This window comes from Cyanobium gracile PCC 6307, from assembly GCF_000316515.1.
Taxonomy (GTDB): domain Bacteria; phylum Cyanobacteriota; class Cyanobacteriia; order PCC-6307; family Cyanobiaceae; genus Cyanobium; species Cyanobium gracile.
Genome location: NC_019675.1, coordinates 3,123,885 through 3,145,138, shown reverse-complemented (window position 1 = coordinate 3,145,138; position 21,254 = coordinate 3,123,885). Strand labels below are relative to the sequence as shown.

The window sequence follows — 21,254 nt, the reverse complement described above, 5'->3', positions numbered from 1 at the left end:
CGGCGATGCCAGGAGCGGCACCCGCTGGATCATCGTGTTCGTACGGCAAAAGGTGTGCGACCGCTGAACGATGGCGCACGTCCTGTCTGCTTCAGGATTCGACCCATGGCCATGACGGCCCAGTGCTGCAACCCATGGCTGGCTGCTCGGAAAGACGCTGCTACCCGTCCGTCCTTCAGCTACCATTCAGGTGGTTGTAGAAATTCGATCTCGAAACTGTCTAGGCCGAGTGCAGCCTGTTCAGGTGCCATGCTCACAATCAGTCACGCCTCTCATTCCAACAAGCTCTCCACAGGTGACGCCCTTGGACACTGCAGCTGAGTCCTGGCAGGGTAAGAACATCCTCATCACGGGTGGGGCCGGATTCATTGGGTCCACTCTCGCTCTTCGCCTGGTTGGCCTGGGGGGGCGGGTAACGGTCATCGACAGCCTGGTTCCGGAGTATGGCGGTAATCTTTTCAACCTGCAGGAATGCGAAGGGCAGATTCGCATCAACTATTCCGACATTCGCGACACTTTCTCCCTGAAACCTCTGCTGACGGGCGTCGACTATCTCTTCAATCTTGCTGGCCAGACCAGTCATATGGACTCGATGTCCGATCCGCATACGGATCTGAACATCAACTGCGCTGCGCAATTAAATCTTCTTGAGACCTGTCGCCGGATCAACCCCACCATCCGCATCGTGTTTGCCAGCACAAGACAGATCTATGGCCGTCCACACTATCTACCGGTCGACGAGAATCATCCGATTTCCCCAGTGGACATCAATGGTATCCACAAATACGCCGCAGAACAATATTATCGCCTGTATCATGATCTTTACGGGATCAGGTCCTGCATTCTCCGACTCACCAATACCATCGGGCCCCGAATGCGCATCAAGGACGCCCGTCAGACCTTCGTGGGAATCTGGATCAAGCGTCTGCTGGAGGGCGATCCGATCGAAGTCTGGGGTGGCGAACAGCTGAGGGACTTCAATGATGTTGAAGACGTCATCAACGCCCTGCTCACCGCAGCCTGGGACGAGCGAACCTATGGCCATGTCTTCAACCTGGGCAGTGAGAAGAGAATCAGCCTGCGGGAACTGGCGGAGTCGATGATCAGCCTCCATGGAACCGGCGACTTGGTGATCAAGGACTATCCGGAGGATCGTCGCAAGATCGACATCGGTGACTACTACTCAAGCCATGATAAATTCACAGGGATGACGGGATGGAGTCCCCGGATCCCTCTCGACCAGACACTGGAGCGCACCATCGCCTTCTACGCGTTGAATCAGCGCCACTACGTCTGATGTTGTCTCCTCGACTCCCCCGTCCATGAACTCAGTTGCAACCATGACACTGCGGGAACGCTGCAATTTCCCGCTGATGGACAGCCATCACTATGGGGTTCCCCCGATTTCGTGGACAGCGATCAGGGGGTCACAAAGGTGAGTGTAGATGCAGCGATGAACCGCTGCTCGTAGTCGATCGGGCTCAGGTAACCGACCGTTGAATGGCGGCGCTCGCGGTTGTAGTAGCCCTCGATCCAGAAGGCCAGATCGCGCTGCAGCTGCTGCGGTGAAATTAGGACTGCCCGATCGTCATCGAGGTCCAGTTCCAATTTGAGGGTGGAGAAGAAGCTCTCCACCACCGCGTTGTCCCAGCAGCATCCCTTGGCGGACATGCTGCAGAGGATCCCGTGTTTGGCCAGCCGGTCGCGGTAGTCGCTGGCCCGGTACTGGCTGCCCTGATCCGTGTGGATCAGCAGCTGCTCCGGCTCCACCTGCCGGTGGCCGAGGGCCCGGTTGAGGGCCTCGATCACCAGGGCGGCATCCATGCGTTGATTCAGCGTCCAACCCACCACACGGCGACTGAACAGATCGATCCACACCGCCAGGTATCGCCAGCCGGCGCTGGTGCGGATGTAGGTGATGTCGCCGGCCCAGCAGCGGTTCGGGGCCGGGGGCTGGAAGTCCTGCTGCAGCAGGTTCTCCGCCACCCCAGCGGCTCCGCTGCTGGCCCTGCTGCAGGGCCGGAACGCCTTTCGGGTCCTGGCCCGCAGATCGGCACGACGCATGAGCCGAGCGACACGGGTGGCGTCCCCCCGGGTGGGCGGCTGCGCGCAGTTCCTGGTGGATCCGAGGCGAGCCGTAGAAGCCCCGGTGCTCGCCGAACACCGCCTGGATCTCAGCGGTGAGTCGGGCGTTTTCAGCCGCTCGCTTTCCCGGCGCCTCGTGCCGCTGCCGCCAGGCGTAGAACCCACTGCGGGCCACGCCCAGTTGCCGGCACAGCCAGGAGATGGAATGCTGATCAGCGAGCTGGTCGATCAGGCGAAACCTCTCGGCGGCAGCTGCTCCTTGGCAAAGTGCGCTGCCGCCAGCCTGAAAAAATCCTTCTCCCTCCTGAGCTCGCGGTTCTCCTTGCGGAGCCGGCTGAGTTCAGCGCGCTCCTCACTGCTGAGCAGGCCCTGGTCCCTGGGTCCGGCCTGGCCGCGATCCATGCGGGCCTGCCTCACCCAGCGAGCGAGGCTGCTGGAGGGAAGGCCAAGCCGCTGGGCCACGGCATTGCAGGAGAGGCCCTCCTGCAGGCAGAGCTCCACGGCCTCCACCTTCTGCTGCGCCGTGAATCGGCGCCGAGTCTTGGTTGGGTTGGTCATCGATGGACAGTCTGGTGGTCATGGCGTGACCCTTGTCGACTTGTCCTCAGAATCGGGGGAAGCCCACTATCGTCAGGTCGTGGCTGCGGCTGTTGAACGGGTCGTGGGTTCAGGGCAGACCATCCTCGCGGAGGGTGTGCGTGGCTTTGAGCAAGGCTTTGCCGCCTGGCTCGGCAGAGGTCTCTCGGCCGACCACTGCCTGGGAGTGGCCAACGGCACCGAGGCTCTGGAACTGGCCATGCGCTGCGCCGGCGTGCAACCCGGTGACGGTGTGATCGTTCCCTCCTTCACCGCCTATGCCACGGTGGCGGCAATCCTGCGGATCGGTGCCAATCCCCTTTTCGTCGACGTTGAACCTGACCGTCCAGTGCTCTGCCCACGGGAGGTGGAACGTCTCCTGGCCGATTCTGGAAACTCCGCAAGAATCCGCGCCGTGATCGCGGTGCATCTTTACGGAGAAGCCTGCGATCTTCGAGCCCTCAGGGAACTCTGTGACCGCAACGCCCTTGCCCTGATCGAGGATTGTGCTCAGGCTACGGGCACACTCTACGAAAGCGATCCGATCGGCACATGGGGGGATTTCGCCGCTTTCAGCTTCTACCCCACGAAGAACCTGGCCGCCCTGGGCGATGGGGGCATGCTCGTTCTCGGCAGGCGGGCGGACCCATCCCTCCTGGCCATAGCCCGACGCATGCGGCTGTATGGCTGGGACCAGCAAAGGGAGGCTGTGCAGTTCGGGATCAACAGCCGTCTCGATGAAGTCCAGGCATGGATTCTCAGTGGAAAACTCTCGGATCTGGACGAAAGAATCCAAGCCAGAAGACGCATCGCCAACCACTATCGTGAGCTTCTCGGTTCATGGGCCAGCCGTATGGGGATCCATCTGCCGAAGGACGGTGTCAACTGGTCGCATAGCTATCACCTCTTCGTCATCAAGGTGGACCCGGCAAAGCGGCAGGACATTCTGTCCAGGGGAGCCGCTGATGGCATTCCCTACGCCGTTCATTATCCGTTGGCCTGTCACCAGCACGCGTACATCGCCAAACGACCGGAGGCTCCGCAGTATCACCTCCCTCGCACTGAGAATCTGGCGGCAAGTGTTGTATCCCTTCCCTTGAACCCCTACCTCAAGGAAGAGGATGTGATGTTGATCAGCGCCCATTTACGTTCCATCCTGGGCGACACATAACTTGCGATGTCGACATCTCCTTGTATAGCCTTCAGCCTCATCATACCGATCTACAGGAGCGAGAGCACCATTGAGACGCTCGTTTCCCGTCTGGAGTCTCTCGATTATCCCCAGCCATGGCAGGTCATCTTCGTGGATGATGGCAGCCCGGATGACAGCTATTCGGTCCTTCGGCGAAGGCTAAGCCATTCACCATTAGCTGCTTTGGTGGTGCGTCATACCCGCAACTATGGCGAACATCAGGCCGTGCTCACCGGCTACCGCCATGCACAGGGAGAGTATTTCATCAACCTCGATGATGATCTACAGAATCCTCCCGAGGAAGCCCTGCGCATGCTTGAACATGCCCGCTTGCAGGAACTGGATGTGGTCTACGGAAACTACATTGTCAAGAAGCACAATCTGTTCCGGAATGCCGGCAGTGGCTTCGCCAATCTCACCGCCAGGCTCCTCCTCGATCTGCCGGATTCCTACTACCTGTCCAGTTTCCGCTGCGTGAGCCGACTCATCGGCGAGCACATTGCCGTGAACAGTAGCCCCTATGTCTACATCGATGGTCTGCTTTCCCAGTCCACCAATCGAATCGGCAGTCTGGATGTGCGGCATGATCCGCGAGAGGCCGGGAGTAGTGGCTACAACCTCCGCCGTCTAATCCGGCTTTGGCTCGTGATCCTTACCAGCTTTTCGTTGATGCCCCTCCGCTTCGCCACCCTCGTGGGCCTGGGGGCAGCAGCACTGGGTGGGCTGAGCCTCCTCTACATTCTGATCACCGCCATCTTCGGCACGGTGGAAGTGGTGGGCTGGGCCTCGGTCATCTCCTCGATCCTCTTCTTCGGCGGCATCCAGTGTCTGCTGCTTGGTGTCATGGGAGAATACGTCGGACGGGTCTATCTCACGGTTTACGGTAAACCACAGGCCCATATTCGCTCGATCGAGTGGTGTGGATGCATCCAACCACCTCAGGACCGGCAGCAAGACTGGGTAGCAAGAACGTGATGAAATGCTTCTCCCGGCTGCGTCGGTTCCCGTTTCTTCGCATCACTCTGGTGCGCTTCGGCATCGTGGGGTTGCTGGGTGAAGCCCTCTATTTTCTGCTGTATGGCTTGTTCATCAGTCTCACGGGCAGCACCTCCTCCAGCCTTGCCCTGGCGGGAGGAATCTGCATCCTGGTCAATGCCTACTCCCATTCACGCATCACCTTTCGTGTGAGGTTCAGCGGCAGACTTCTGCTTGGCTATGTACAGATTCAGATCCTCGGGTTCGGCCTTGCATTCCTGAGCGGCTTGGCACTGGAGCACGCCGGGGCAGGCAAGTGGCTGATCGCCCTGATCACCTACCTGCTTTGGAGCGTTGCCTCGTTTCTTCTCACTCGCCTGTTGTACTCCGACCAGGGTGCTCGAGCCAAACTCGATCGCGTTAATCCGCTTCCATAAGCCTCCAATCCGATGCAACTCGATGAGTACAGGAAGCTTGCCGAAACGGAGGATCGGATGTGGTATTTCCATGCTCTCCATCAGAGAGTGTTACTTCCCCTGCGGCCGTGGAGAGGCAAGCCAGCCTCCGTTCTCGATGCCGGCTGCGGAACGGGCGGTCTGATCCGCTGCCTCTCCAGCCAGGAACCCCTCTGGACACTGACCGGACTTGACTTCTCGCCCATCGCGTGCTCCCTGGCCCGTGAGCGCACATCAGCGAGAATCGTTGAAGGCTCCATCACGGAAATGCCCTTTCCCCCCTGCAGTTTTGACATCGTTATCTGTGCTGATGTGCTCTCCCAGATCAAGGGCGGATCGCTGGCCCTGCACGAAATCGCTCGCGTCCTGCGTCCCGGCGGTGTGATGGTGATCAACGTGGCGGCTTACCGCTGGATGTGGTCATACCATGACGAGCAGGTGGAAACGAAACACCGCTATCGCAGGAGCGAACTGACGCGCATGGCCAGATCCTGCGGTCTGCGCCCTCTCGAGGCCAGCTACGTCAACACGATCATCTTCCCGCTCATCATCGCCCGCCGTAAGATTTTACCGCCAAAAGCTGCAACCAGCGACGTGATGGTCTACTCACCACTGGTGGAGACCACTTTTGCTTTCATGGCGAAAATAGAACATACATGGCTTCGTCTCGGTTTGTCCTTTCCAACCGGGTGCTCGGTTTTCCTTGCTGCCTCCAAGTCCTGAACAGCGTGTCGCCAGGGCGAAGCAACGGACCTGCACAGATCCAAGGATCGTCACAGCTAAAGGTTGCCTGATTCCGGGATCTTGGTGCTGAGGTCCTCCCTCAGTTTTCGGATCCGCTGCAGCAACCGCAGGCGACGGCTGCGGGCCGTGAGGGTGAGGAACAGCCGTATCGGCACGTAGACCAGGGCCATCAGCAGGCCCAGGGCGGCAATCAGCAGGAACACCATGCCATCGGCCCCACTGCTAGGCACAAGGCCGGATTCGGTGCCAGCGCTGTCCAGGGTCTGCTGCAGCAGGTCTTCCATGGGCCCAACGTACCTCCCGTCGAGAGGAGGCGCAGCCTTCCCGGTCTGGGGCATTCGGCTTTCCCCACCGAGGAGCGGATGCCGGTGGCGGGGTCCCTGTGGGACGCTGCCATGGTCGCATTTATTGTCTCCCCACTGATGGCCAAACTGATCCAGTTCGCCGATGCCTCCCGCGATTCCCTCGAGCGGGGCGTCAATGCCCTGGTCGATGCGGTGAAGGTCACCATCGGACCGAAGGGTCGCAACGTGGTGCTGGAGAAGAAGTACGGCGCCCCCGACATCATCAATGACGGCGTCACCATCGCCAAGGAGATCGAACTCGAGGATCCCTTCGAGAACCTGGGCGCCAAGCTGATGCAGCAGGTGGCCTCGAAAACGAAAGACACCGCCGGCGACGGCACCACCACAGCGGCCGTCCTGGCCCAGTCGCTGGTGCATGAGGGCCTGCGCAACGTGGCCGCCGGCGCCAGCCCGGTCGCGCTGCGGCGCGGCATGGAGCAGGCCACGGCCGTGGTGGTGGCGGGCATCGCCGAGCGCTCCCGCGCCGTGGCGGGGGATGCGATCCGCCAGGTGGCCACGGTGAGCGCCGGCAACGACGAGGAGATCGGCCGCATGATCGCCGAAGCGGTCGAGAAGGTGAGCGCCGATGGGGTGATCACCGTGGAGGAATCCAAGTCCCTGGCCACCGAGCTGGAGGTGACCGAAGGCATGGCCTTCGATCGCGGCTACGCCTCCCCCTACTTCGTCACCGACCAGGACCGGCGCGAATGCGCCTTCGACAATCCCCTGCTGCTGATCACCGATCGCAAGATCAGCACCGTGGTCGACCTGGTGCCGGTCCTGGAGGCCGTCTCCAAGAGCGGCCGGCCCCTGGTGATCCTGGCCGAGGAGGTGGAGGGCGAGGCCCTGGCCACCCTGGTGGTCAACAAGACCCGCGGCGTCCTCCAGGTGGCCGCCGTGCGGGCGCCGGGCTTCGGTGACCGCCGCAAGGCCATGCTCGAGGACATCGCCATCCTCACGGGCGCCACGGTGATCAGCGAGGACCGGGCCATGACCCTCGACAAGGCCACCCTGGCCGACCTGGGCCATGCCCACCGCATCACCATCAGCAAGGACACGACCACGATCGTGGCCGCCGATAACCAGCGCGCCGCCGTGGCCGATCGGGTGGCCGCCATCAAGCGGGAGCTGGAGGCCACCGACTCCGAGTACGACCGCGAGAAGCTCAACGAGCGGATCGCCAAGCTCGCCGGCGGCGTGGCGGTGATCAAGGTGGGGGCCCCCACCGAAACCGAACTTCGCAACCGCAAGCTGCGCATCGAGGACGCCCTCAACGCCACCCGGGCCGCCATCGATGAGGGCATCGTCGGCGGCGGTGGCAGCACCCTGGTGCAGCTCACCGAAAAACTCGGTGAGCTGGCCAGCCGCTGCGAGGGCGACGTCCGCACCGGGGTGGAGATCGTGCAGCGGGCCCTGGCGGCCCCGGCCCGCCAGATCGCCATCAACGCCGGCGCCAACGGTGACGTGGTGGTGCAGCAGATGCTGAGCCAGGGCAAGGGCTACAACGCCCTCACCGACAGCTACGACGATCTGCTCGCCGCCGGCATCCTGGATGCGGCCAAGGTGGTGCGGCTGGCCCTTCAGGATGCGGTCTCGATCGCCTCGCTGCTGATCACCACCGAGGCTGTGATCGCCGACAAGCCGGAACCCCCCGCTCCCCCTGCCGGCGACGGCGGCATGGGAGGAATGGGTGGCATGGGAGGAATGGGTGGCATGGGCGGCATGGGCATGCCCGGGATGATGTGAGCCCCGGGGGCCGCCGCGGGCCGGTGGAGCCGAAGCTCAGCCGGCCATCGCCTTCACATAGGCGGCCACCTGCAGGTCCACGCCAGTGATCGCCGTTCCCACCACCACGGCATCGGCCCCACAGGCCAGGGCACGGGTCGCCTCCTGTTTGGAGGCAATGCCCCCCTCGCAGATCAGGGCCACCGCGTCGGGCAGCTCGCGGCGCAGGGGTCCCAGCAGGTCCCAGGCCGGCGGCGGCAGCGAGGCGGTGGCTTCGGTGTAGCCGTAGAGGGTGGTGCCCACCCACTGGCAGCCCAGGGCCGCCGCCCGCAGCCCGTTCGCCACGCTGTCCACATCCGCCATCAGCGGAGCGCCCAGCTCCTGACTGGCCCGCGCGATCAGGGCCTCCAGGTCCTGGCCATCGGGCCTGGGGCGCTCGGTGGCATCGATGGCCACCACATCGGCTCCGGCCGCCCAGACGGCACGGATCTCCTCCCAGCCGGGGGTGATGTACACCGTGCTGCCGGGGAAGGTGCGCTTCCAGAGACCGACGATCAGGGCGTCAGGGCAGCGGCGGCGCACCGCGCCGATGTGCTCCGGACTCTCGAGCCTCACGCCGGCGGCCCCCTGGAGCAGGCTGGCCTCCGCCATCGCCGCGATCACGGCCGGATCGCGCAGGGGGGATCCCTCTGGGGCCTGCACCGAGACGATCAGGCGACCGCCGAGGGCGGCCCGTTCAGGCAGGGGACGGGAGGACGCCATGGGGTAGGGGATCAGCTGGCGCGGCGATGCTGCGGAGCCGCGGAGAGCCAGGAGCGCAGGTCGGCCAGGGTGGGGGGGGCCGGGGCCGGCGAGGCGCTCGGGGTCAGGGGGTGCAGGGCGATGACATCCGACAGACCAGCCGCTCCTTCGGCCTCCGCCGAGGGGGCGGGGACTCTCGCCTCGATGGCGTCCGTGACGGCGTCGGTCGCCTCGGGGACGACCGTGATGGGCGTGACTGGGCCGGGGACAGCCGAGATCGGAGTGGGCGGCGGGGGGCCGGCAAAGGAATCTTCCAGGGCCGCGAAGGCCTCGGCCATGGTCACGCTGGCGGGGGCCATCGCCGCGTCCATGTGCTGCAGCAGCCAGTCGCCGGCCTCCCAGCCCGCCTCGGCGACGACGCTGCCGGTGCGGAAGCTCTCCAGGGAGGTCACCCCATGGCGGTGGGCCCACTGGCCGGTGAGGCGGGCGACGGTGGCGGCATCCCTGCGGCGGATGGCGTCGAGGAGCAGATGGGAGAGCTCTGGACGGGGGGACGGCAGGGACACGGGGCGGGGCGTCAGGTGAGCTTGCGATCCAGCATCGGGCGGATCAGCAGGAACAGACCGGCGGCCAGCCCCGCCAGGATGGCCAGGCAGGTGAGCGCTGTGAGGGATCCGTAGGGAGCCACCAGCACCACATCGGTGAGGTGGAAGGACCCCGCGTAGGCGGCGCGGATCGGTTCAATCGCGAAGGTAAGGGGATTCAGGGCCGCCAGCCAGCCCAGCCAGGGGGGCATGAAGGAAATCGGCGCCAGGGCGGTGCTCGCGAACAGAAGCGGCAGGTTGGCCACGAAGATCACCGCGATCAGCTCGATGTGGCCCGGCAGGGCGAACGCCAGCCCGAGGCTGAGGGCGGTGACGGCAAAGACCAGCAGCAGCAGGGTGACCAGCACCAGCAGCAGCCCCGCCCCACCGGGCCAGCCATAGCCCAGCAGGGCGGCGGTGCCCATGATGGCCAGGCTCTGCACCAGGCTGAGGCTGGTGATGTAGAGCACCGAAGCGAAAACGATTGAACTGCGGGAGCGCAGGGGCGCCACCAGCAGCCGGTTGAGGAAGCCGAACTCGCGGTCGAACATCACCGGCAGACCGGCATTGAGGGCGGCGCTGAAGGCCGTGAACACGATCACCCCGGCCCCCAGGAAGCGGCCGTAACTGATGCCGCCGGGGAGCAGACCCTCCGGGGCGTTGGCGAACAGGGCCCCGAACAGCACCAGCCAGATCAGGGGCTGGAGCACTCCCGCCACCAGGGTGGAGGGTCGCCGGGCCAGCTGGACGAACAGGCGGCGGGTGAGAGCAAACGTCTCCTGGGTGATCTCGGCCAGGGCCGAGGGTTCACCGCTGGCGGCGGGCAGGGGGGTGAGGGAGGGGCTGGCGCTGGTCATGGGGAAGGGGGGGTGCGGGTCATCGCATCGACTGCTTGCGTTCCTCCTTGAGGTCGCGGCGACCGGCCACGGAGAGTTCCGCATCGCTCAGGGTGCGGCCGGTGGCCTGAAGGTAGACGTCATCCAGACTGGGGCGGCTCTGGGCCAGGGCGAACACCGGCAGCTGGGCCTCGGCCAGCTGCTGCCGCAGGGTCTCCACCACGCCGCTGTCCTCCACCACCAGGTTGAGGGAGTAGCCCTGGGCCCGGTTGACCACCACCTGGCGGACACCGCGGCAGGCCTGGAGCAGATCGCGCACCCGGCTCGCCTCCTGCTCGTCGCTGAACTCCCGCACCCGCAGCGTTACCCGGTCGCCGCCGAGGGCGCCCTTGAGGGCGGCGGGGGTGCCTTCGGCGATCACCCGGCCCCCGTCGATGATGGCCAGGCGGTCGGCCAGGGCATCCACCTCCTCAAGGTAGTGGCTGCTGAGCAACACCGTGGTGCCCTGGTCCCGCAGCTGACGCAGCACCTGCCAGATGGTGGCGCGGCTCTCGATGTCGAGGCCCACCGTGGGCTCATCCAGCACCAGCACCCTGGGGCGGTGCAGCAGCCCGGCCGCCAGGTCGAGTCGCCGGCGCATGCCGCCGGAGTAGCCGCCGCAGCGGCGATCGATCCACTCGCCCATGGCCAGCAGCTCGATCAGTTCGGCGGTGCGCTGCAGGCGGTCGGCAACCCCCATGTGGTGCAGGGCGGCCTGGAGGTGGAGCAGCTCCCGGCCGGTGAGGATCTTGTCGATGGCCACCTCCTGGGCCACATAGCCGAGCAGGCGCCGGACGGCGCGGGGCTCGGCCAGGGCGTCCACCCCCGCCACCCGGACCTGGCCGGCGTCGGGGGCCAGCAGGGTGCAGAGGATGCGGAGGGCCGTTGTCTTGCCGGCGCCGTTGGGCCCCAGCAGACCGTAGAGGGAACCCGCCGGCACGCTGAGGGAGAGGTCGTCGAGGGCCTGCACGGGGGTGACCTTGCGGCCACCGAAACGCTTGCTGAGGTGCTCGAGCTCGATCAAGCCGGGATCAATCGCGAAGGGCTGGAAGCCCGGCCAATCTAGGCAGCCGCAGCAGGAGCCAGATGGAGGGCGGCGGCCAGCATGGCGGCCGGGTGGACGGCGCTGGCCAGGGGCGTGCGCGCCAGCACCAGCAGCAGGCAGATGCCGAAGAGATAGAAGATCGACCAGCGGAACAGGCTGCGGGCCCGGCGGGGATCGCCAGGGTCCTCGGCGAGGCTGGCGCTGAGCTGCAGCAGCCGGGCGTTGAAGGGGAGCACCAGCAGGCCGTAGAGCCAGCCGCCGCTGGGGAGGGCAACCACCCCGCCCAGGCTCAGGGCCACCGTGGCCCAGCTGTAGCGGCCGATGGCCTGGGCCGTGACCGTCAGACCCTTCACCACCGGCAGCATCGGAATGCCCACGGAGCGGTAGTCCTCGTGCAGGAGCAAGGCCAGGGCCCAGAAATGGGCCGGGGTCCAGACCATCACCAGGCTGAACAGCCACCAGCTGCTCCAGCCCAGGTGACCGGTGGCGGCCGCCGCGCCCACCAGGGGCGGGATCGCCCCGGCCATGCCGCCGATGACGATGTTCTGGGTGGTGCGGGGCTTGAGCAGGGCCGTGTAGAGCAGCACATAGCTGCACAGACCCAGCAGCGCCAGGGAGGCGGCCAGGGCGTTGACCCCCAGGACGAGCACCAGCACCGAGCCGATGGTGAGGGCCACCGCGAGGCCGAAGGCCTGGCGCTGGGCGAGGCGGCCCGAGGGCAGGGCGCGGCGGCTGGTGCGCTGCATGCGCCCGTCGAGTTCCTGCTCCCAGAGACAGTTGAGGACCCCGGCGGCGGCCGAGGCCATCGAACCGCCCACCAGGGTGCAGAGCAAGCGCAGGGGGTCGAGCGGCCAGGCGGCAGTCAGGGCCATGCCGCCCACGGTGGTGGCGAGCAGCAGGGGGATCAGACGGGGCTTGGCCACCTCCAGCCAGGCCGGCAGCTTGACCGACGGCCGGATCGCCACCGGCGCGGAGGGTGCGGCGATGGCCGCCACGGCGCTGACACTAACCATGGGCCACCTCGAGACGGGCAGAAACAGAAGGGGACGGGAACGAGAGTCCCCAGAGCCCACCCAGCACACCGACGAGCAGAGCGGCGGTGAGCTGGTGGGCGATCGTGACGGCCGGGACGGCCAGCTGGAGCCGCAGGGTGAACACCCCGAGCACCACCTGGAGCACCACCAGGCCAGCGGCGGCGAAGGCCAGCCCCCTGCTCCGGCCCTGGCCGGCGGGGAGGGCCAGGGAGGCGGCGGCCAGCAGCAGCACCGCCACCGCCGCCGGATAGGCCCCCTGCCGGTGCAGCAGAAGCCAGCGGCAGCCCTCGCCGGCCTGCAGGCACAGCGGGGCGGCCCAGCGGCTGGCCATGGCAGCCCCCAGCAGGCACTGGCCGCCCACGAGCAGGGCGGCCAGGACGGGGAGGGGGGACCACCAGGGCGGCAGCTCGCCCTCCGCTGGAGCGGCCGAAAAGGCCGGGCGGCGCTCCAGCCCCTGGTGCATGGCGCTCAGCAGCAGCACCAGGCTGAGGGCCGTGGCCAGATGCAGGGTGACGGTGGGGGCGGCCAGCTGGCTGAGCACGGTGAGGGCCCCGAGGCCGCCCTGCACGGCCACCAGGCCGAGCGCCAGACCGGCGCTCCAGGGCAGCCAGAGCGGGAAGCGCGAGCGGAACCGCAGGCTGAGGGCGAACAGGAGCAGCAGGGCCACGCCCACCAGGAAGGCATCGAGGCGATGGAACCACTCCAGGAACACCTGCAGGTTCCACTGGCGGCCCGGCCAGAGCACGCCGTAGCAGAGCGGCCAGTCCGGACAGGCCAGACCGGCCTGCATCACCCGGGTGGCGCCGCCGATGGCCACCAGGGCCACGAGGGCGACGACGAGGTGGGCGGTGAGCACGGGCACCAGGCGCACGGGCCAGCTCTCCCCGGTGGCGGACCGGAGCGGGGGCAGGGGTTGCGCGGACGGCGCCACGACCATGAAAGAATGCTCTTCCGGGTGCCCAAGTTAGCGGGCATTCAAAGATGTGCGATTCAGCACATCGCCTGAAGTGAATGTGAAATTTCTCCGAAATTGCTTCTCTGGCTACAACGAAACCACGCCCCCCGAACGGGCCAGCCCCCTGCCGCGGTGATGACCGCCACGGGAGCAGCGGCTCGCAGGCGGATGGCCCCCCGATGGGATCGGGACGGCGGCAAGACCGGTCCTCCGCCGGGGATGCCGTCCAGCAGATAGCCGGAGGTGGCCCCCATCACCACGGCCAGCGTCACGAAGGGCTCGCGGACCAGGGTCTTCACCTTGCGGATCAGCGCCACCAGAAAGAACAGCAGCCAGGCGATCCCATGGGGCACCGTGTCCAGGCGCGCCAGCGGTGGATCGAAGGCCAGGGCCAGATGCCCCACCCCCTCGAGGGCGAGCGCCAGGCCCCCGAGCCCGTTCAGCAGAGGCCGGGTGCCGATCAAGGAGGGGGGGGGGGGGGTAGCGCATCAGCGTGGTGATCAACACCACCGCCATGCCGATCAGCAGCAGCGGGAGCAGCCAGGCGTGTGACTGGCAGAACGGCAGCCGCAGGATCAGCGGCACCTCGGTGGCGAGGGTGGAGATGTAGCCGCGATGGCGGTGGCGGAGCTTCTGGATCTGCTCGTGGGTGGAGGGCATCGCAGCTCCGCTCAAGGTCGGCCAGGGTGCGCCCTCCGGAATGTCGGCAATCCGGCGGCCGATCGCACCGCAGCCGGGCGCGGGTGCGATCCATGGTCACAGTGGCCGTCCGCCCGGGCCCGGGCGGGAGCCCTGACGGCCCGGGAAGTTGGAGGCGCTGAAAGATGTGCAAATCAGCACATCGCCCGCTGTGAATGTGAAATTTCTCCGAAATCGCTTCTCTGGTTACAACGAACGCGCGGCGCGCGAACGGCCGTCCATAAGCTGTTGGACCGAGGGAGGTCGGCCTCAGGGCTCCCACCCTTCCGAAACGCCGTCCCCCGCCGTCGCCGTGCCGATTCCCTCCTCCCTGGTCACCCTGCTGGTGGGCATGGCGCTTGTGCTCACCGGTCTGTGGGTGGGGACCAACGTCAACCTTCTGCCCCTCGACGCCAGCGCCAACGCACCCATCTACGACTCCCTGTTCCGGGTGCTGTTCAGCATCGGCACAATCCTGTTCCTGGGGATCGTCGGCCTGGTGGTGTTCAGCCTTGTGCGCTTCCGCCGCCGGAGCGGCGACCACACCGACGGCCTGGCGATCGAGGGCAATCTGCTGCTCGAGCTCGTCTGGACCGCCATCCCCGCGGTCGTGGTGCTGTTCGTTGGCATCTACAGCTACGACATCTACGAGCGCATGGGGGGCATGAGCAGCCTCAACGACCACTCCGCCATGCATCGGATGCCGGCCATGGGAACCATGGAGGCGTCCGTGAGCTCGGCGGATCCCCCCCTCGCTGCCACGGGTCCTCTGAAGGCCCCCCGGGTCTGGGGCGGCATCGGCACGGCAGCCGGCGAAGCCAATGTCCTGCCGGTGGAGGTGACGGCCATGCAGTTCGCCTTCATCTTCCACTACCCCGAAAGTGACATCACCAGCGGAGAGCTGCATGTGCCCAACGGCCGGCCGGTGGAGCTGCGCATGAAGGCCAACGACGTGATCCACGCCTTCTGGGTGCCCCAGTTCCGGCTCAAGCAGGACGTGATCCCAGGCCAGCCCACCGTGCTCACCTTCACCCCCACCAAGGCAGGCAGCTACCCGATCATCTGCGCCGAGCTCTGCGGGCCGTACCACGGCGGCATGCGCTCGACCGTGGTGGTGCACGAACCGGATGCCTACGACGCCTGGCGGCAGAAGAACAGTCCCGTGGCCGCCACGGTGGCCAGTGCCGCCGGCACCCCCACCGCCTGACGCCCCGCTCCCCGATCCCGACTCCGTCCGCACGCACCCGCCCGATGACCGTCGCCTCCCCCAACGACTTCCAGGAGAGCCTCCAGCCCCAGGGCTGGCTGCGTTACTTCAGTTTCAGCCTGGATCACAAGGTGATCGGGCTGCAGTACCTGGTGACCGGATTCCTCTTCTATTTCATCGGCGGAGCCCTGGCCGGCGTGATCCGCGCCGAGTTGGCCAGCCCGATCTCGGATTTCGTCAGCCGCGAAACCTACAACGAAGTGCTCACCCTCCACGGGACCGTGATGATCTTCCTGTGGATCGTGCCGGTGGTGAACGGTGGCTTCGGCAACTACCTGATTCCCTTCTATGTGGGGGCCAGGGACATGGCCTTCCCTAGGCTCAATGCCGTGGCCTTCTGGATGATTCCGCCGGCTGGGATCCTGCTGATCGGCAGTTACTTCATCACCGGGGCGGCCCAGTCCGGCTGGACGGCCTACCCACCCCTGAGCATCACCACCCCCGCCCTGGGCCAGGTCGTGTGGATCGTCAGCGTGCTGCTCCTGGGGGGCAGCTCGATCTTCGGCGGCATCAACTTCATCGCCACCGTGCTGAAGCTGCGTCGGCCCGGCCTGAAACTCATGCAGCTGCCCATGTACTGCTGGGCGATGCTCGGCACCAGCATCCTGGTGGTGCTCTCCACCCCCGTCCTGGCCGGCACCCTGCTGCTGCTGAGCTTCGACATCGTCGCCCACACGGGCTTCTTCAACCCGGCCCTGGGCGGAAACGTGGTGGTCTACCAGCATCTCTTCTGGTTCTATTCCCACCCGGCCGTCTACATCATGGTCCTGCCGGCCTTCGGCCTGGTGAGTGAGATCCTCCCCATCCACTCCCGCAAACCCCTCTTCGGCTACACCACCATGGTGTATTCGATCCTGGCGATCGTGGTGCTGGGTCTTGTGGTCTGGGCCCACCACATGTTCACCAGCGGCACCCCCCCCTGGATGCGGCTGTTCTTCACGATCGCCACCTCCTTCATCGCCGTACCCACGGGCATCAAGTTCTTCAACTGGCTGGCCACCCTCTGGGGCGGCAAGCTGGCCCTCAACAGCGCCATGCTCTTCTCCTGCGCCTTCATCGTCAATTTCGTCTTCGGTGGTATCACCGGTGTCGCCCTGGCCCAGGTGCCCTTCGACATCCACGTCCACGACACCTACTTCGTTGTCGGCCACTTCCACTACATCGTCTACGGCGGCACGGTGTTCGTGATCTTCGCCTCGGTCTACCACTGGTATCCGAAGTTCACCGGGAGGATGCTCGATGAGGATCTGGGTCGGTTGCACTTCCTGCTGACCTTCGTGGGCTTCAACCTCTGTTTCGCCCCCCAGCATTGGCTGGGCCTCAACGGCATGCCCAGGCGGGTGGCGGAGTACGACCCCAGCTTCACCACCCTCAACCAGATCAGCAGTGTGGGCGCCCTGCTGATGGCGGTCAGCAGCCTGCCCTTCCTCTACAACGTGATCGTGAGTGCCTTCCGCGGCCGGGAAGCCGGCGACAACCCCTGGAATGCCCTCACCCCTGAATGGCTCACATCCTCACCGCCGCCGGTGGAGAACTGGGTCGGTGAAGCGCCGCTGGTGCAGCACCCCTACGGTTACGGCGTCGACGAGGACATCCTGAGCCTGGAGGCCGCCACCGGCCGCGACCTGTGGACGGGCGCCGGCCGCCGCTGACCGTCTCCCCCCGCCGTCCCCACGTCCCATTCCCCCGTCGGCCCGCCCATGACCAGCCTCGCCACCAGCAGCAGCGCCACCGCCACCGCCACCGAAGCGGCCGCCGCCGAGGCCCACGGCGGCCATGCCGACCTGCGGCTCTTCGGCCTGGCCACCTTCCTGGTGGCCGACGGCATGACCTTCGCCGGCTTCTTCGCCGCCTATCTCACCTTCCGGGCGGTCAATCCCCTGCCGGCGGGCTCCACCTACGAACTGGAACTGCTGCTGCCATCGATCAACACCATGCTGCTGCTGGTGAGCAGCTACACGTTCCATCGCTCCGGCCGCAATCTCCTGCTGGGGCGGATGGGGCCCTGCCGGAACTGGCTGCTGCTCACGGCGGCCCTGGGGGCGGCGTTTCTGGCGGGCCAGATGGTGGAGTACTTCACCCTTCCCTTCGGCCTCACCGACAACCTCTTCGCCAGCACCTTCTATGCCCTGACGGGCTTCCACGGCCTCCACGTCACCCTGGGGGTGATCTGCATCCTCCTGGTCTGGGTGCAGACCCGCAACGGCGGCCGCGTCACCAGCACCGCCCCCTTCGGCCTGGAGGCCGCGGAGCTCTACTGGCATTTCGTCGACGGCATCTGGGTGGTGCTTTACGGGATTCTTTACCTGCTCTGATTCGCTGACTGTTGCCCGTTCAGCACAATCATCGGCACAATCAATCAAGAAGTCTCCGTCTGACCGGCTGATGGGTGCCCAGAAAGGACCAGCCAACGAGGACCGTTCCGCCGGCACCGTCATGCTGGAGGGCCAGGCCCTGCTGGAGCGGGCCCGTTCCCTCAGCAACCGGCCGGAAGATCAGATCGCCCGAGCCTGCGGCTACGTGGGTCCGAGCGGTCGGGTGCTCCGGAAGAACTTCTATCGCGCCCTGGTGGCCGCCAAGGGCTACCCCGTGCCGTCGAGCACCGGCGGCGGCGGCTCCGCCGGGGTGAGCAAGGGGCGCCAGGCCGAGTTCCGCACCCGGGTCCACGGCAACGGCAACCTGCTGATCGGCCAGGCCTACACCCGGCGCATGGGGCTGGAGCCCGGCCAGGAGTTTCGCATCGAGATCCACAAGGAGACCGGTTCGATCTGGCTGCTTCCCCTTGATGGCGCCAGCGCCGACGGCCCGTCCTGAGCGCCGCCGCCAGCCTCCGGCGCCCCCAGTCCTGTTCCGGCCCTCAGTCCTGCTCGGGATGGAAGCTGGCGCTGAAGCGCAGCAGATCGATGCCGCTGAACAGAAAGCTGATGCCCACCAGGGTGCCCACCACCCAGAGCAGGCTCCAGAACTTCATGGTGAGGATCAGCAGCCCCAGGGCGAGGGTGACCAGGCCGTTCAGCAGTCCCCAGCGCCAGCCGGGGATGTGACGGTGGGAGGTCGCGACCAGGACTTCCACCATCCCCTCCACCAGGAACACCACGCCGATAGCCAGGGCCAGACCCGCCATCGGGATCGCCGCCGCCGCCGGACCGGACGCCATCTGCTGGATCATCCACACCCCCAGCACCAGGAACAGGGTGGAGGTCACCAGGCGCCAGAACGTGATCACCCGGCTCAGGCCGGGGGAGCGCAGCAGGGAACTGATCCAGCCCACCAGCCCCCCCACCAGGAAGGCGATGGCCACCACGGCGGTGACCCACTTGGAGGCCAGCACGGGAAAGACCAGGGCCAGCACCCCCAGCACGATCAGCATCACCCCTTCGGCCAGGGTGAAGGCGCGCAGGGCCGTCCCCATGGCCTGACGGGAAGAGGGGGCATCGGGGGTAAACATCGGCGCCGTGCGGACTGTGGCCAGCGTGACGGTGACGCCCTCCACTGACAACGAGACGTGATCTGTCGCAGCATCCGCCGCGACGGCCATCTCGGCGGGCCTAGCCCCAGCCGTGCTCCGCCAGCCAGGCGGAGGAGAGCGTGGCCTGGGGCGGCGCCGCCGCCGGGCGCAGCAGCCGTTCGGTGTACTTGGCCAGCAGGTCGGCCTCCAGATTGACCCGGTCCCCCACCCGACGCTCCGCCAGGGTGGTGCCGCTCCAGGTGGTGGGAATCACGGCGATCCAGAAGCGGCTGCCGTCGGGCTCGCAGCCCGCCACCGTCAGACTGATGCCATCGAGGGCCACGCTCGCCTTCTCGCATACGTAGCGGCCGTAGGCCGGATCCTGCCAGGCCACCTCCAGCCGCCACGACCCGGGCTGTCGCTCGATGGCGGTGATCTCGCCAAGGCCATCGACGTGACCGCTGACCAGATGGCCCCCGAGCCGGTCGGCCAGGCGCAGGGCCGGCTCCAGGTTCACCCGGCCACCGCTGGCGGCCCGCTCGGCCAGGGTGCTGCGATCCAGGGTCTCCTCGCTGACATCGGCCCGGAAGCCATCGGCCAGGCGTTCGGCCACCGTCAGACAGACCCCGTCAACGGCGACGCTGTCCCCCAGGGCCAGGGGGCCGAGGTCGGTGCGCACCCGCACACCGGCCGGACTCCGCTCCAGCCTGCCGATGGCCTGCACCAGTCCGGTGAACATCCCCTGAGGCGGCGGCACTGGCCATAATCGTTTCACGGGGACCAACACGCGCGAGGGACGGGCCCGACCATGGTTGAAATGCGTGTCGCCGGGATCGCACTGGATGCGGCCAGCCGCAGCCCCATCGTGCTGCTGCGGGACCCGTCCGGCCGCCGGCAGGTACCGATCTGGATCGACCAGGCCCAGGCCCAGAACATCCTCTCGGGTCTCAACCGGGAGCGGCCGCCCAGGCCCCTCAGCCACGACCTGATGGCCAGCCTGCTGGAGGCCGGTGGCCTGCGGCTGGAGCGGGTGATCATTCACACGATCGAGGACAACACGTTCCGCGCCGTGCTCAAGCTCAACAACGGCAGCGACGCGCCCCTCGAGCTTGACGCCCGGCCCAGCGATGCCATCGCCCTGGCCCTGCGCACCGACAGCGGCATCTGGATGTTGGAGGAGGTGGTCGCCGACGCCTCGATTCCCGTGGATGCGGAGGCCGATGCCGAGGACCAGGAGGATTTCCGCCGCTTCCTGGACCGCACCACCCCGGCCGACCTGATCCGCCACATCGGCCGCACCGTCGCCGAGGCCGATCCGGGCCCGGAGGACGGCCCCGAAGGCGGCCGCCCTGGCCTCTGAGCCGCCGGTGACGCCGCTGGCTGCGGCACGGCGGCCCTTCGGACGGGGGCGGCCGGTGTCGGCCTTCACCCTCGGCACGATGCGGGCCCTCGACTCCCCGGCGGTGATGGAGGCGGTGCTGGATGCGGCCCTGGCGGCGGGCATCAACCACATCGAGACGGCCCCCGCCTACGGCCCGGCCGAGGCGTTTCTCGGTCGGGCCCTCGCTCGGTTGGGGGAACGGGACCCCGCAGCCCGTGCCTCCCTGGTGCTGACGAGCAAGCTGCTGCCGGGGCCGGAGCCGGACGACGGCCGGGCCCAGCTGCGGGCCTGCCTGCGGCGGCTGGGGGTCGAGCGGCTCGACAACCTGGCGGTGCACGGCCTCAACCGGCCGGAGCATCTGGCCTGGGCCCTGTCAGGGCCGGGGGCCGAGCTGCTGACCTGGGCCACGGGCGAGGGGCTGGTGGGGCAGGTGGGCTTCAGCAGCCACGGCGACACCGCCCTGATCGACGCGGCCCTGGCAAGCGGCCGCTTCGGCTTCTGCAGCCTGCATGTGCATCTGTTCGACCAGGAGCGGCTGCCCCTGGCCCGGGCCGCCCTGGCCGCGGGGATCGGCGTGATGGCCATCTCCCCGGCTGACAAGGGCGGCCGTCTCCATGACCCACCCCCCGAGCTGGTCGCCGACTGCGCCCCCTTCGCGCCGCTGGAGCTGGCCTACCGCTTCCTGCTGGCCGAGGGGATCAGCAGCCTCACCCTGGGGGCCGCCGTGCCGGAGGACCTGGCGTGGGCGGTGCGGCTGGCCGACGCCGGCAGCGCCGCCCACGCCACAGAAGGGCGGGACCTGGCGGCGGCGCTGGCCCGCCTGGAGGCCGCCGGCATCGAGCGGCTCGGGGCCGACCGTTGCGGCCAGTGCCGCCAGTGCCTGCCCTGCCCCAACGCCGTGCCGATCCCGGCCCTCCTGCGGCTTCGCAACCTGGCGGTCGGCCATGGCATGGAGCCCTTCGCCACGGAGCGCTACAACCTGATCGGCCGGGCCGGCCACTGGTGGGAGGCGGTGGATGCCTCCGCCTGCGGCCGCTGCGGCGCCTGCCTGCCCCGCTGCCCGCTGCAGCTGCCCATCCCCGACCTGCTGGCGGACACCCACCGCCGGCTGGCGGCCGCCCCGCGACGGCGCCTGTGGGGCTGAGCCCGC

At 67.1% G+C, this 21,254-nt stretch carries 24 protein-coding genes; 12 read left to right on the top strand and 12 right to left on the bottom strand.

The genetic code is table 11. The features are described from left to right. The first annotated feature begins 295 nt into the window (after window positions 1–295). Window positions 296–1,297: an NAD-dependent epimerase/dehydratase family protein gene (locus CYAGR_RS15245; protein WP_216593354.1), complete on the top strand. Its 1,002-nt coding sequence runs from the start codon at window positions 296–298 to the stop codon at window positions 1,295–1,297. A 122-nt stretch (window positions 1,298–1,419) separates the two neighbouring features. Here CYAGR_RS15245 and CYAGR_RS15240 read toward each other — a convergent pair whose 3' ends face one another. Then, on the bottom strand, window positions 1,420–2,064 hold the full coding sequence (locus CYAGR_RS15240; protein ID WP_083891361.1) for an IS3 family transposase: 645 nt from the start codon (window positions 2,062–2,064) through the stop codon (window positions 1,420–1,422). A gap of 249 nt (window positions 2,065–2,313) precedes the next feature. After that, a complete protein-coding gene (locus CYAGR_RS15235; protein ID WP_015109616.1) occupies window positions 2,314–2,643 on the bottom strand; it encodes a transposase in 330 nt (109 codons plus the stop codon). 25 nt (window positions 2,644–2,668) lie between these two features. Here CYAGR_RS15235 and CYAGR_RS15230 point away from each other — a divergent pair, with 25 nt between their 5' ends. The 4 genes from CYAGR_RS15230 to CYAGR_RS15215 are packed head-to-tail and all read left to right on the top strand — an operon-like array spanning window position 2,669 to window position 6,006. Next, window positions 2,669–3,832 (top strand): DegT/DnrJ/EryC1/StrS family aminotransferase, encoded by a 1,164-nt coding sequence (locus CYAGR_RS15230; protein ID WP_051017152.1) that lies wholly within the window; start codon window positions 2,669–2,671, stop codon window positions 3,830–3,832. A gap of 6 nt (window positions 3,833–3,838) precedes the next feature. After that, window positions 3,839–4,828, top strand: coding sequence for a glycosyltransferase (locus CYAGR_RS15225; protein ID WP_015110737.1), 990 nt, complete (start codon window positions 3,839–3,841; stop codon window positions 4,826–4,828). After that, window positions 4,828–5,265 (top strand): GtrA family protein, encoded by a 438-nt coding sequence (locus tag CYAGR_RS15220; RefSeq protein WP_015110736.1) that lies wholly within the window; start codon window positions 4,828–4,830, stop codon window positions 5,263–5,265. Before CYAGR_RS15225 ends, CYAGR_RS15220 begins: the two co-directional genes overlap by 1 nt. 12 nt (window positions 5,266–5,277) lie before the next feature. Then, window positions 5,278–6,006: a class I SAM-dependent methyltransferase gene (locus CYAGR_RS15215; protein WP_015110735.1), complete on the top strand. Its 729-nt coding sequence runs from the start codon at window positions 5,278–5,280 to the stop codon at window positions 6,004–6,006. A 56-nt stretch (window positions 6,007–6,062) separates the two neighbouring features. On the opposite strand, the gene CYAGR_RS15210 is transcribed toward CYAGR_RS15215, so the two are convergent. Further along, window positions 6,063–6,311 (bottom strand): hypothetical protein, encoded by a 249-nt coding sequence (locus CYAGR_RS15210; protein ID WP_043325977.1) that lies wholly within the window; start codon window positions 6,309–6,311, stop codon window positions 6,063–6,065. Window positions 6,312–6,449: 138 nt separating this feature from the next. Here CYAGR_RS15210 and groL point away from each other — a divergent pair, with 138 nt between their 5' ends. Further along, window positions 6,450–8,117, top strand: coding sequence for a chaperonin GroEL (gene groL / locus CYAGR_RS15205; protein ID WP_015110733.1), 1,668 nt, complete (start codon window positions 6,450–6,452; stop codon window positions 8,115–8,117). 36 nt (window positions 8,118–8,153) lie between these two features. On the opposite strand, the gene CYAGR_RS15200 is transcribed toward groL, so the two are convergent. From CYAGR_RS15200 to CYAGR_RS15170, 7 genes are read right to left on the bottom strand one after another with little or no spacing between them, the layout of a single operon-like run. Continuing rightward, on the bottom strand, window positions 8,154–8,858 hold the full coding sequence (locus CYAGR_RS15200; RefSeq protein ID WP_015110732.1) for an N-acetylmannosamine-6-phosphate 2-epimerase: 705 nt from the start codon (window positions 8,856–8,858) through the stop codon (window positions 8,154–8,156). A gap of 11 nt (window positions 8,859–8,869) precedes the next feature. After that, the gene (locus CYAGR_RS15195; protein ID WP_015110731.1) at window positions 8,870–9,403 is read right to left on the bottom strand and encodes a hypothetical protein; all 534 of its coding nucleotides are present in this window, start codon (window positions 9,401–9,403) and stop codon (window positions 8,870–8,872) included. Window positions 9,404–9,414: 11 nt separating this feature from the next. Next, the gene (locus tag CYAGR_RS15190) at window positions 9,415–10,278 is read right to left on the bottom strand and encodes an ABC transporter permease (protein ID WP_015110730.1); all 864 of its coding nucleotides are present in this window, start codon (window positions 10,276–10,278) and stop codon (window positions 9,415–9,417) included. A gap of 19 nt (window positions 10,279–10,297) precedes the next feature. Beyond that, window positions 10,298–11,320: an ABC transporter ATP-binding protein gene (locus tag CYAGR_RS15185; protein WP_015110729.1), complete on the bottom strand. Its 1,023-nt coding sequence runs from the start codon at window positions 11,318–11,320 to the stop codon at window positions 10,298–10,300. Between the two features lie 38 nt (window positions 11,321–11,358). After that, on the bottom strand, window positions 11,359–12,354 hold the full coding sequence (locus CYAGR_RS15180; RefSeq protein ID WP_015110728.1) for a heme o synthase: 996 nt from the start codon (window positions 12,352–12,354) through the stop codon (window positions 11,359–11,361). Continuing rightward, on the bottom strand, window positions 12,347–13,312 hold the full coding sequence (locus CYAGR_RS15175; RefSeq protein ID WP_015110727.1) for a COX15/CtaA family protein: 966 nt from the start codon (window positions 13,310–13,312) through the stop codon (window positions 12,347–12,349). The genes CYAGR_RS15180 and CYAGR_RS15175 overlap by 8 nt, the downstream gene beginning before the upstream one ends. Before the next feature lie 53 nt (window positions 13,313–13,365). Next, on the bottom strand, window positions 13,366–13,794 hold the full coding sequence (locus tag CYAGR_RS15170; RefSeq protein ID WP_015110726.1) for a hypothetical protein: 429 nt from the start codon (window positions 13,792–13,794) through the stop codon (window positions 13,366–13,368). Between the two features lie 527 nt (window positions 13,795–14,321). On the opposite strand from CYAGR_RS15170, the gene CYAGR_RS15165 reads away from it, so the two are divergent. The 4 genes from CYAGR_RS15165 (at window position 14,322) to CYAGR_RS15150 (ending at window position 18,089) form a co-directional block, all read left to right on the top strand. After that, window positions 14,322–15,215, top strand: coding sequence for a cytochrome c oxidase subunit II (locus tag CYAGR_RS15165; protein WP_015110725.1), 894 nt, complete (start codon window positions 14,322–14,324; stop codon window positions 15,213–15,215). A gap of 44 nt (window positions 15,216–15,259) precedes the next feature. Further along, complete coding sequence (ctaD, locus tag CYAGR_RS15160; protein ID WP_015110724.1) at window positions 15,260–16,927, top strand: cytochrome c oxidase subunit I; 1,668 nt, start codon at window positions 15,260–15,262, stop codon at window positions 16,925–16,927. A 48-nt stretch (window positions 16,928–16,975) separates the two neighbouring features. Further along, window positions 16,976–17,590 carry a cytochrome c oxidase subunit 3 gene (locus CYAGR_RS15155; RefSeq protein ID WP_015110723.1) on the top strand — a complete coding sequence of 205 codons (615 nt, stop codon included), beginning with the start codon at window positions 16,976–16,978 and terminating at the stop codon, window positions 17,588–17,590. Window positions 17,591–17,711: 121 nt separating this feature from the next. Then, entirely contained in the window at window positions 17,712–18,089 is a 378-nt protein-coding gene (locus tag CYAGR_RS15150) for an AbrB family transcriptional regulator (RefSeq protein WP_043327406.1), read from the top strand. 43 nt (window positions 18,090–18,132) lie between these two features. Here CYAGR_RS15150 and CYAGR_RS15145 read toward each other — a convergent pair whose 3' ends face one another. Both CYAGR_RS15145 and CYAGR_RS15140 read right to left on the bottom strand, forming a co-directional pair. Further along, the gene (locus CYAGR_RS15145; protein ID WP_015110721.1) at window positions 18,133–18,813 is read right to left on the bottom strand and encodes an HdeD family acid-resistance protein; all 681 of its coding nucleotides are present in this window, start codon (window positions 18,811–18,813) and stop codon (window positions 18,133–18,135) included. 10 nt (window positions 18,814–18,823) lie between these two features. Continuing rightward, window positions 18,824–19,462 carry a riboflavin synthase gene (locus CYAGR_RS15140; RefSeq protein WP_015110720.1) on the bottom strand — a complete coding sequence of 213 codons (639 nt, stop codon included), beginning with the start codon at window positions 19,460–19,462 and terminating at the stop codon, window positions 18,824–18,826. A gap of 69 nt (window positions 19,463–19,531) precedes the next feature. Between CYAGR_RS15140 and CYAGR_RS15135 the strand changes: the two genes are divergently transcribed. Together CYAGR_RS15135 and CYAGR_RS15130 are read left to right on the top strand one after the other, a co-directional pair. Then, the gene (locus CYAGR_RS15135) at window positions 19,532–20,083 is read left to right on the top strand and encodes a bifunctional nuclease family protein (protein ID WP_015110719.1); all 552 of its coding nucleotides are present in this window, start codon (window positions 19,532–19,534) and stop codon (window positions 20,081–20,083) included. A 16-nt stretch (window positions 20,084–20,099) separates the two neighbouring features. Then, a complete protein-coding gene (locus CYAGR_RS15130; RefSeq protein WP_043327403.1) occupies window positions 20,100–21,248 on the top strand; it encodes an aldo/keto reductase in 1,149 nt (382 codons plus the stop codon). Window positions 21,249–21,254 lie beyond the last annotated feature (6 nt).

Bases quoted from the DNA above. Each gene is read 5' to 3' on its own strand.
- CYAGR_RS15225 (WP_015110737.1), top strand. From the start codon at position 3,839: ATGTCGACATCTCCTTGTATAGCCTTCAGCCTCATCATACCGATCTAC.
- ctaD (WP_015110724.1), top strand. From the start codon at position 15,260: ATGACCGTCGCCTCCCCCAACGACTTCCAGGAGAGCCTCCAGCCCCAG.
- CYAGR_RS15215 (WP_015110735.1), top strand. From the start codon at position 5,278: ATGCAACTCGATGAGTACAGGAAGCTTGCCGAAACGGAGGATCGGATG.
- CYAGR_RS15190 (WP_015110730.1), bottom strand. From the start codon at position 10,278: ATGACCAGCGCCAGCCCCTCCCTCACCCCCCTGCCCGCCGCCAGCGGT.
- CYAGR_RS15150 (WP_043327406.1), top strand. From the start codon at position 17,712: ATGCTGGAGGGCCAGGCCCTGCTGGAGCGGGCCCGTTCCCTCAGCAAC.
- CYAGR_RS15210 (WP_043325977.1), bottom strand. From the start codon at position 6,311: ATGGAAGACCTGCTGCAGCAGACCCTGGACAGCGCTGGCACCGAATCC.
- CYAGR_RS15145 (WP_015110721.1), bottom strand. From the start codon at position 18,813: ATGGCCGTCGCGGCGGATGCTGCGACAGATCACGTCTCGTTGTCAGTG.
- CYAGR_RS15140 (WP_015110720.1), bottom strand. From the start codon at position 19,462: ATGTTCACCGGACTGGTGCAGGCCATCGGCAGGCTGGAGCGGAGTCCG.
- CYAGR_RS15180 (WP_015110728.1), bottom strand. From the start codon at position 12,354: ATGGTTAGTGTCAGCGCCGTGGCGGCCATCGCCGCACCCTCCGCGCCG.
- CYAGR_RS15175 (WP_015110727.1), bottom strand. From the start codon at position 13,312: ATGGTCGTGGCGCCGTCCGCGCAACCCCTGCCCCCGCTCCGGTCCGCC.
- CYAGR_RS15155 (WP_015110723.1), top strand. From the start codon at position 16,976: ATGACCAGCCTCGCCACCAGCAGCAGCGCCACCGCCACCGCCACCGAA.
- CYAGR_RS15235 (WP_015109616.1), bottom strand. From the start codon at position 2,643: ATGACCAACCCAACCAAGACTCGGCGCCGATTCACGGCGCAGCAGAAG.
- groL (WP_015110733.1), top strand. From the start codon at position 6,450: ATGGCCAAACTGATCCAGTTCGCCGATGCCTCCCGCGATTCCCTCGAG.
- CYAGR_RS15240 (WP_083891361.1), bottom strand. From the start codon at position 2,064: ATGCGTCGTGCCGATCTGCGGGCCAGGACCCGAAAGGCGTTCCGGCCC.
- CYAGR_RS15200 (WP_015110732.1), bottom strand. From the start codon at position 8,858: ATGGCGTCCTCCCGTCCCCTGCCTGAACGGGCCGCCCTCGGCGGTCGC.
- CYAGR_RS15220 (WP_015110736.1), top strand. From the start codon at position 4,828: ATGAAATGCTTCTCCCGGCTGCGTCGGTTCCCGTTTCTTCGCATCACT.
- CYAGR_RS15135 (WP_015110719.1), top strand. From the start codon at position 19,532: ATGGTTGAAATGCGTGTCGCCGGGATCGCACTGGATGCGGCCAGCCGC.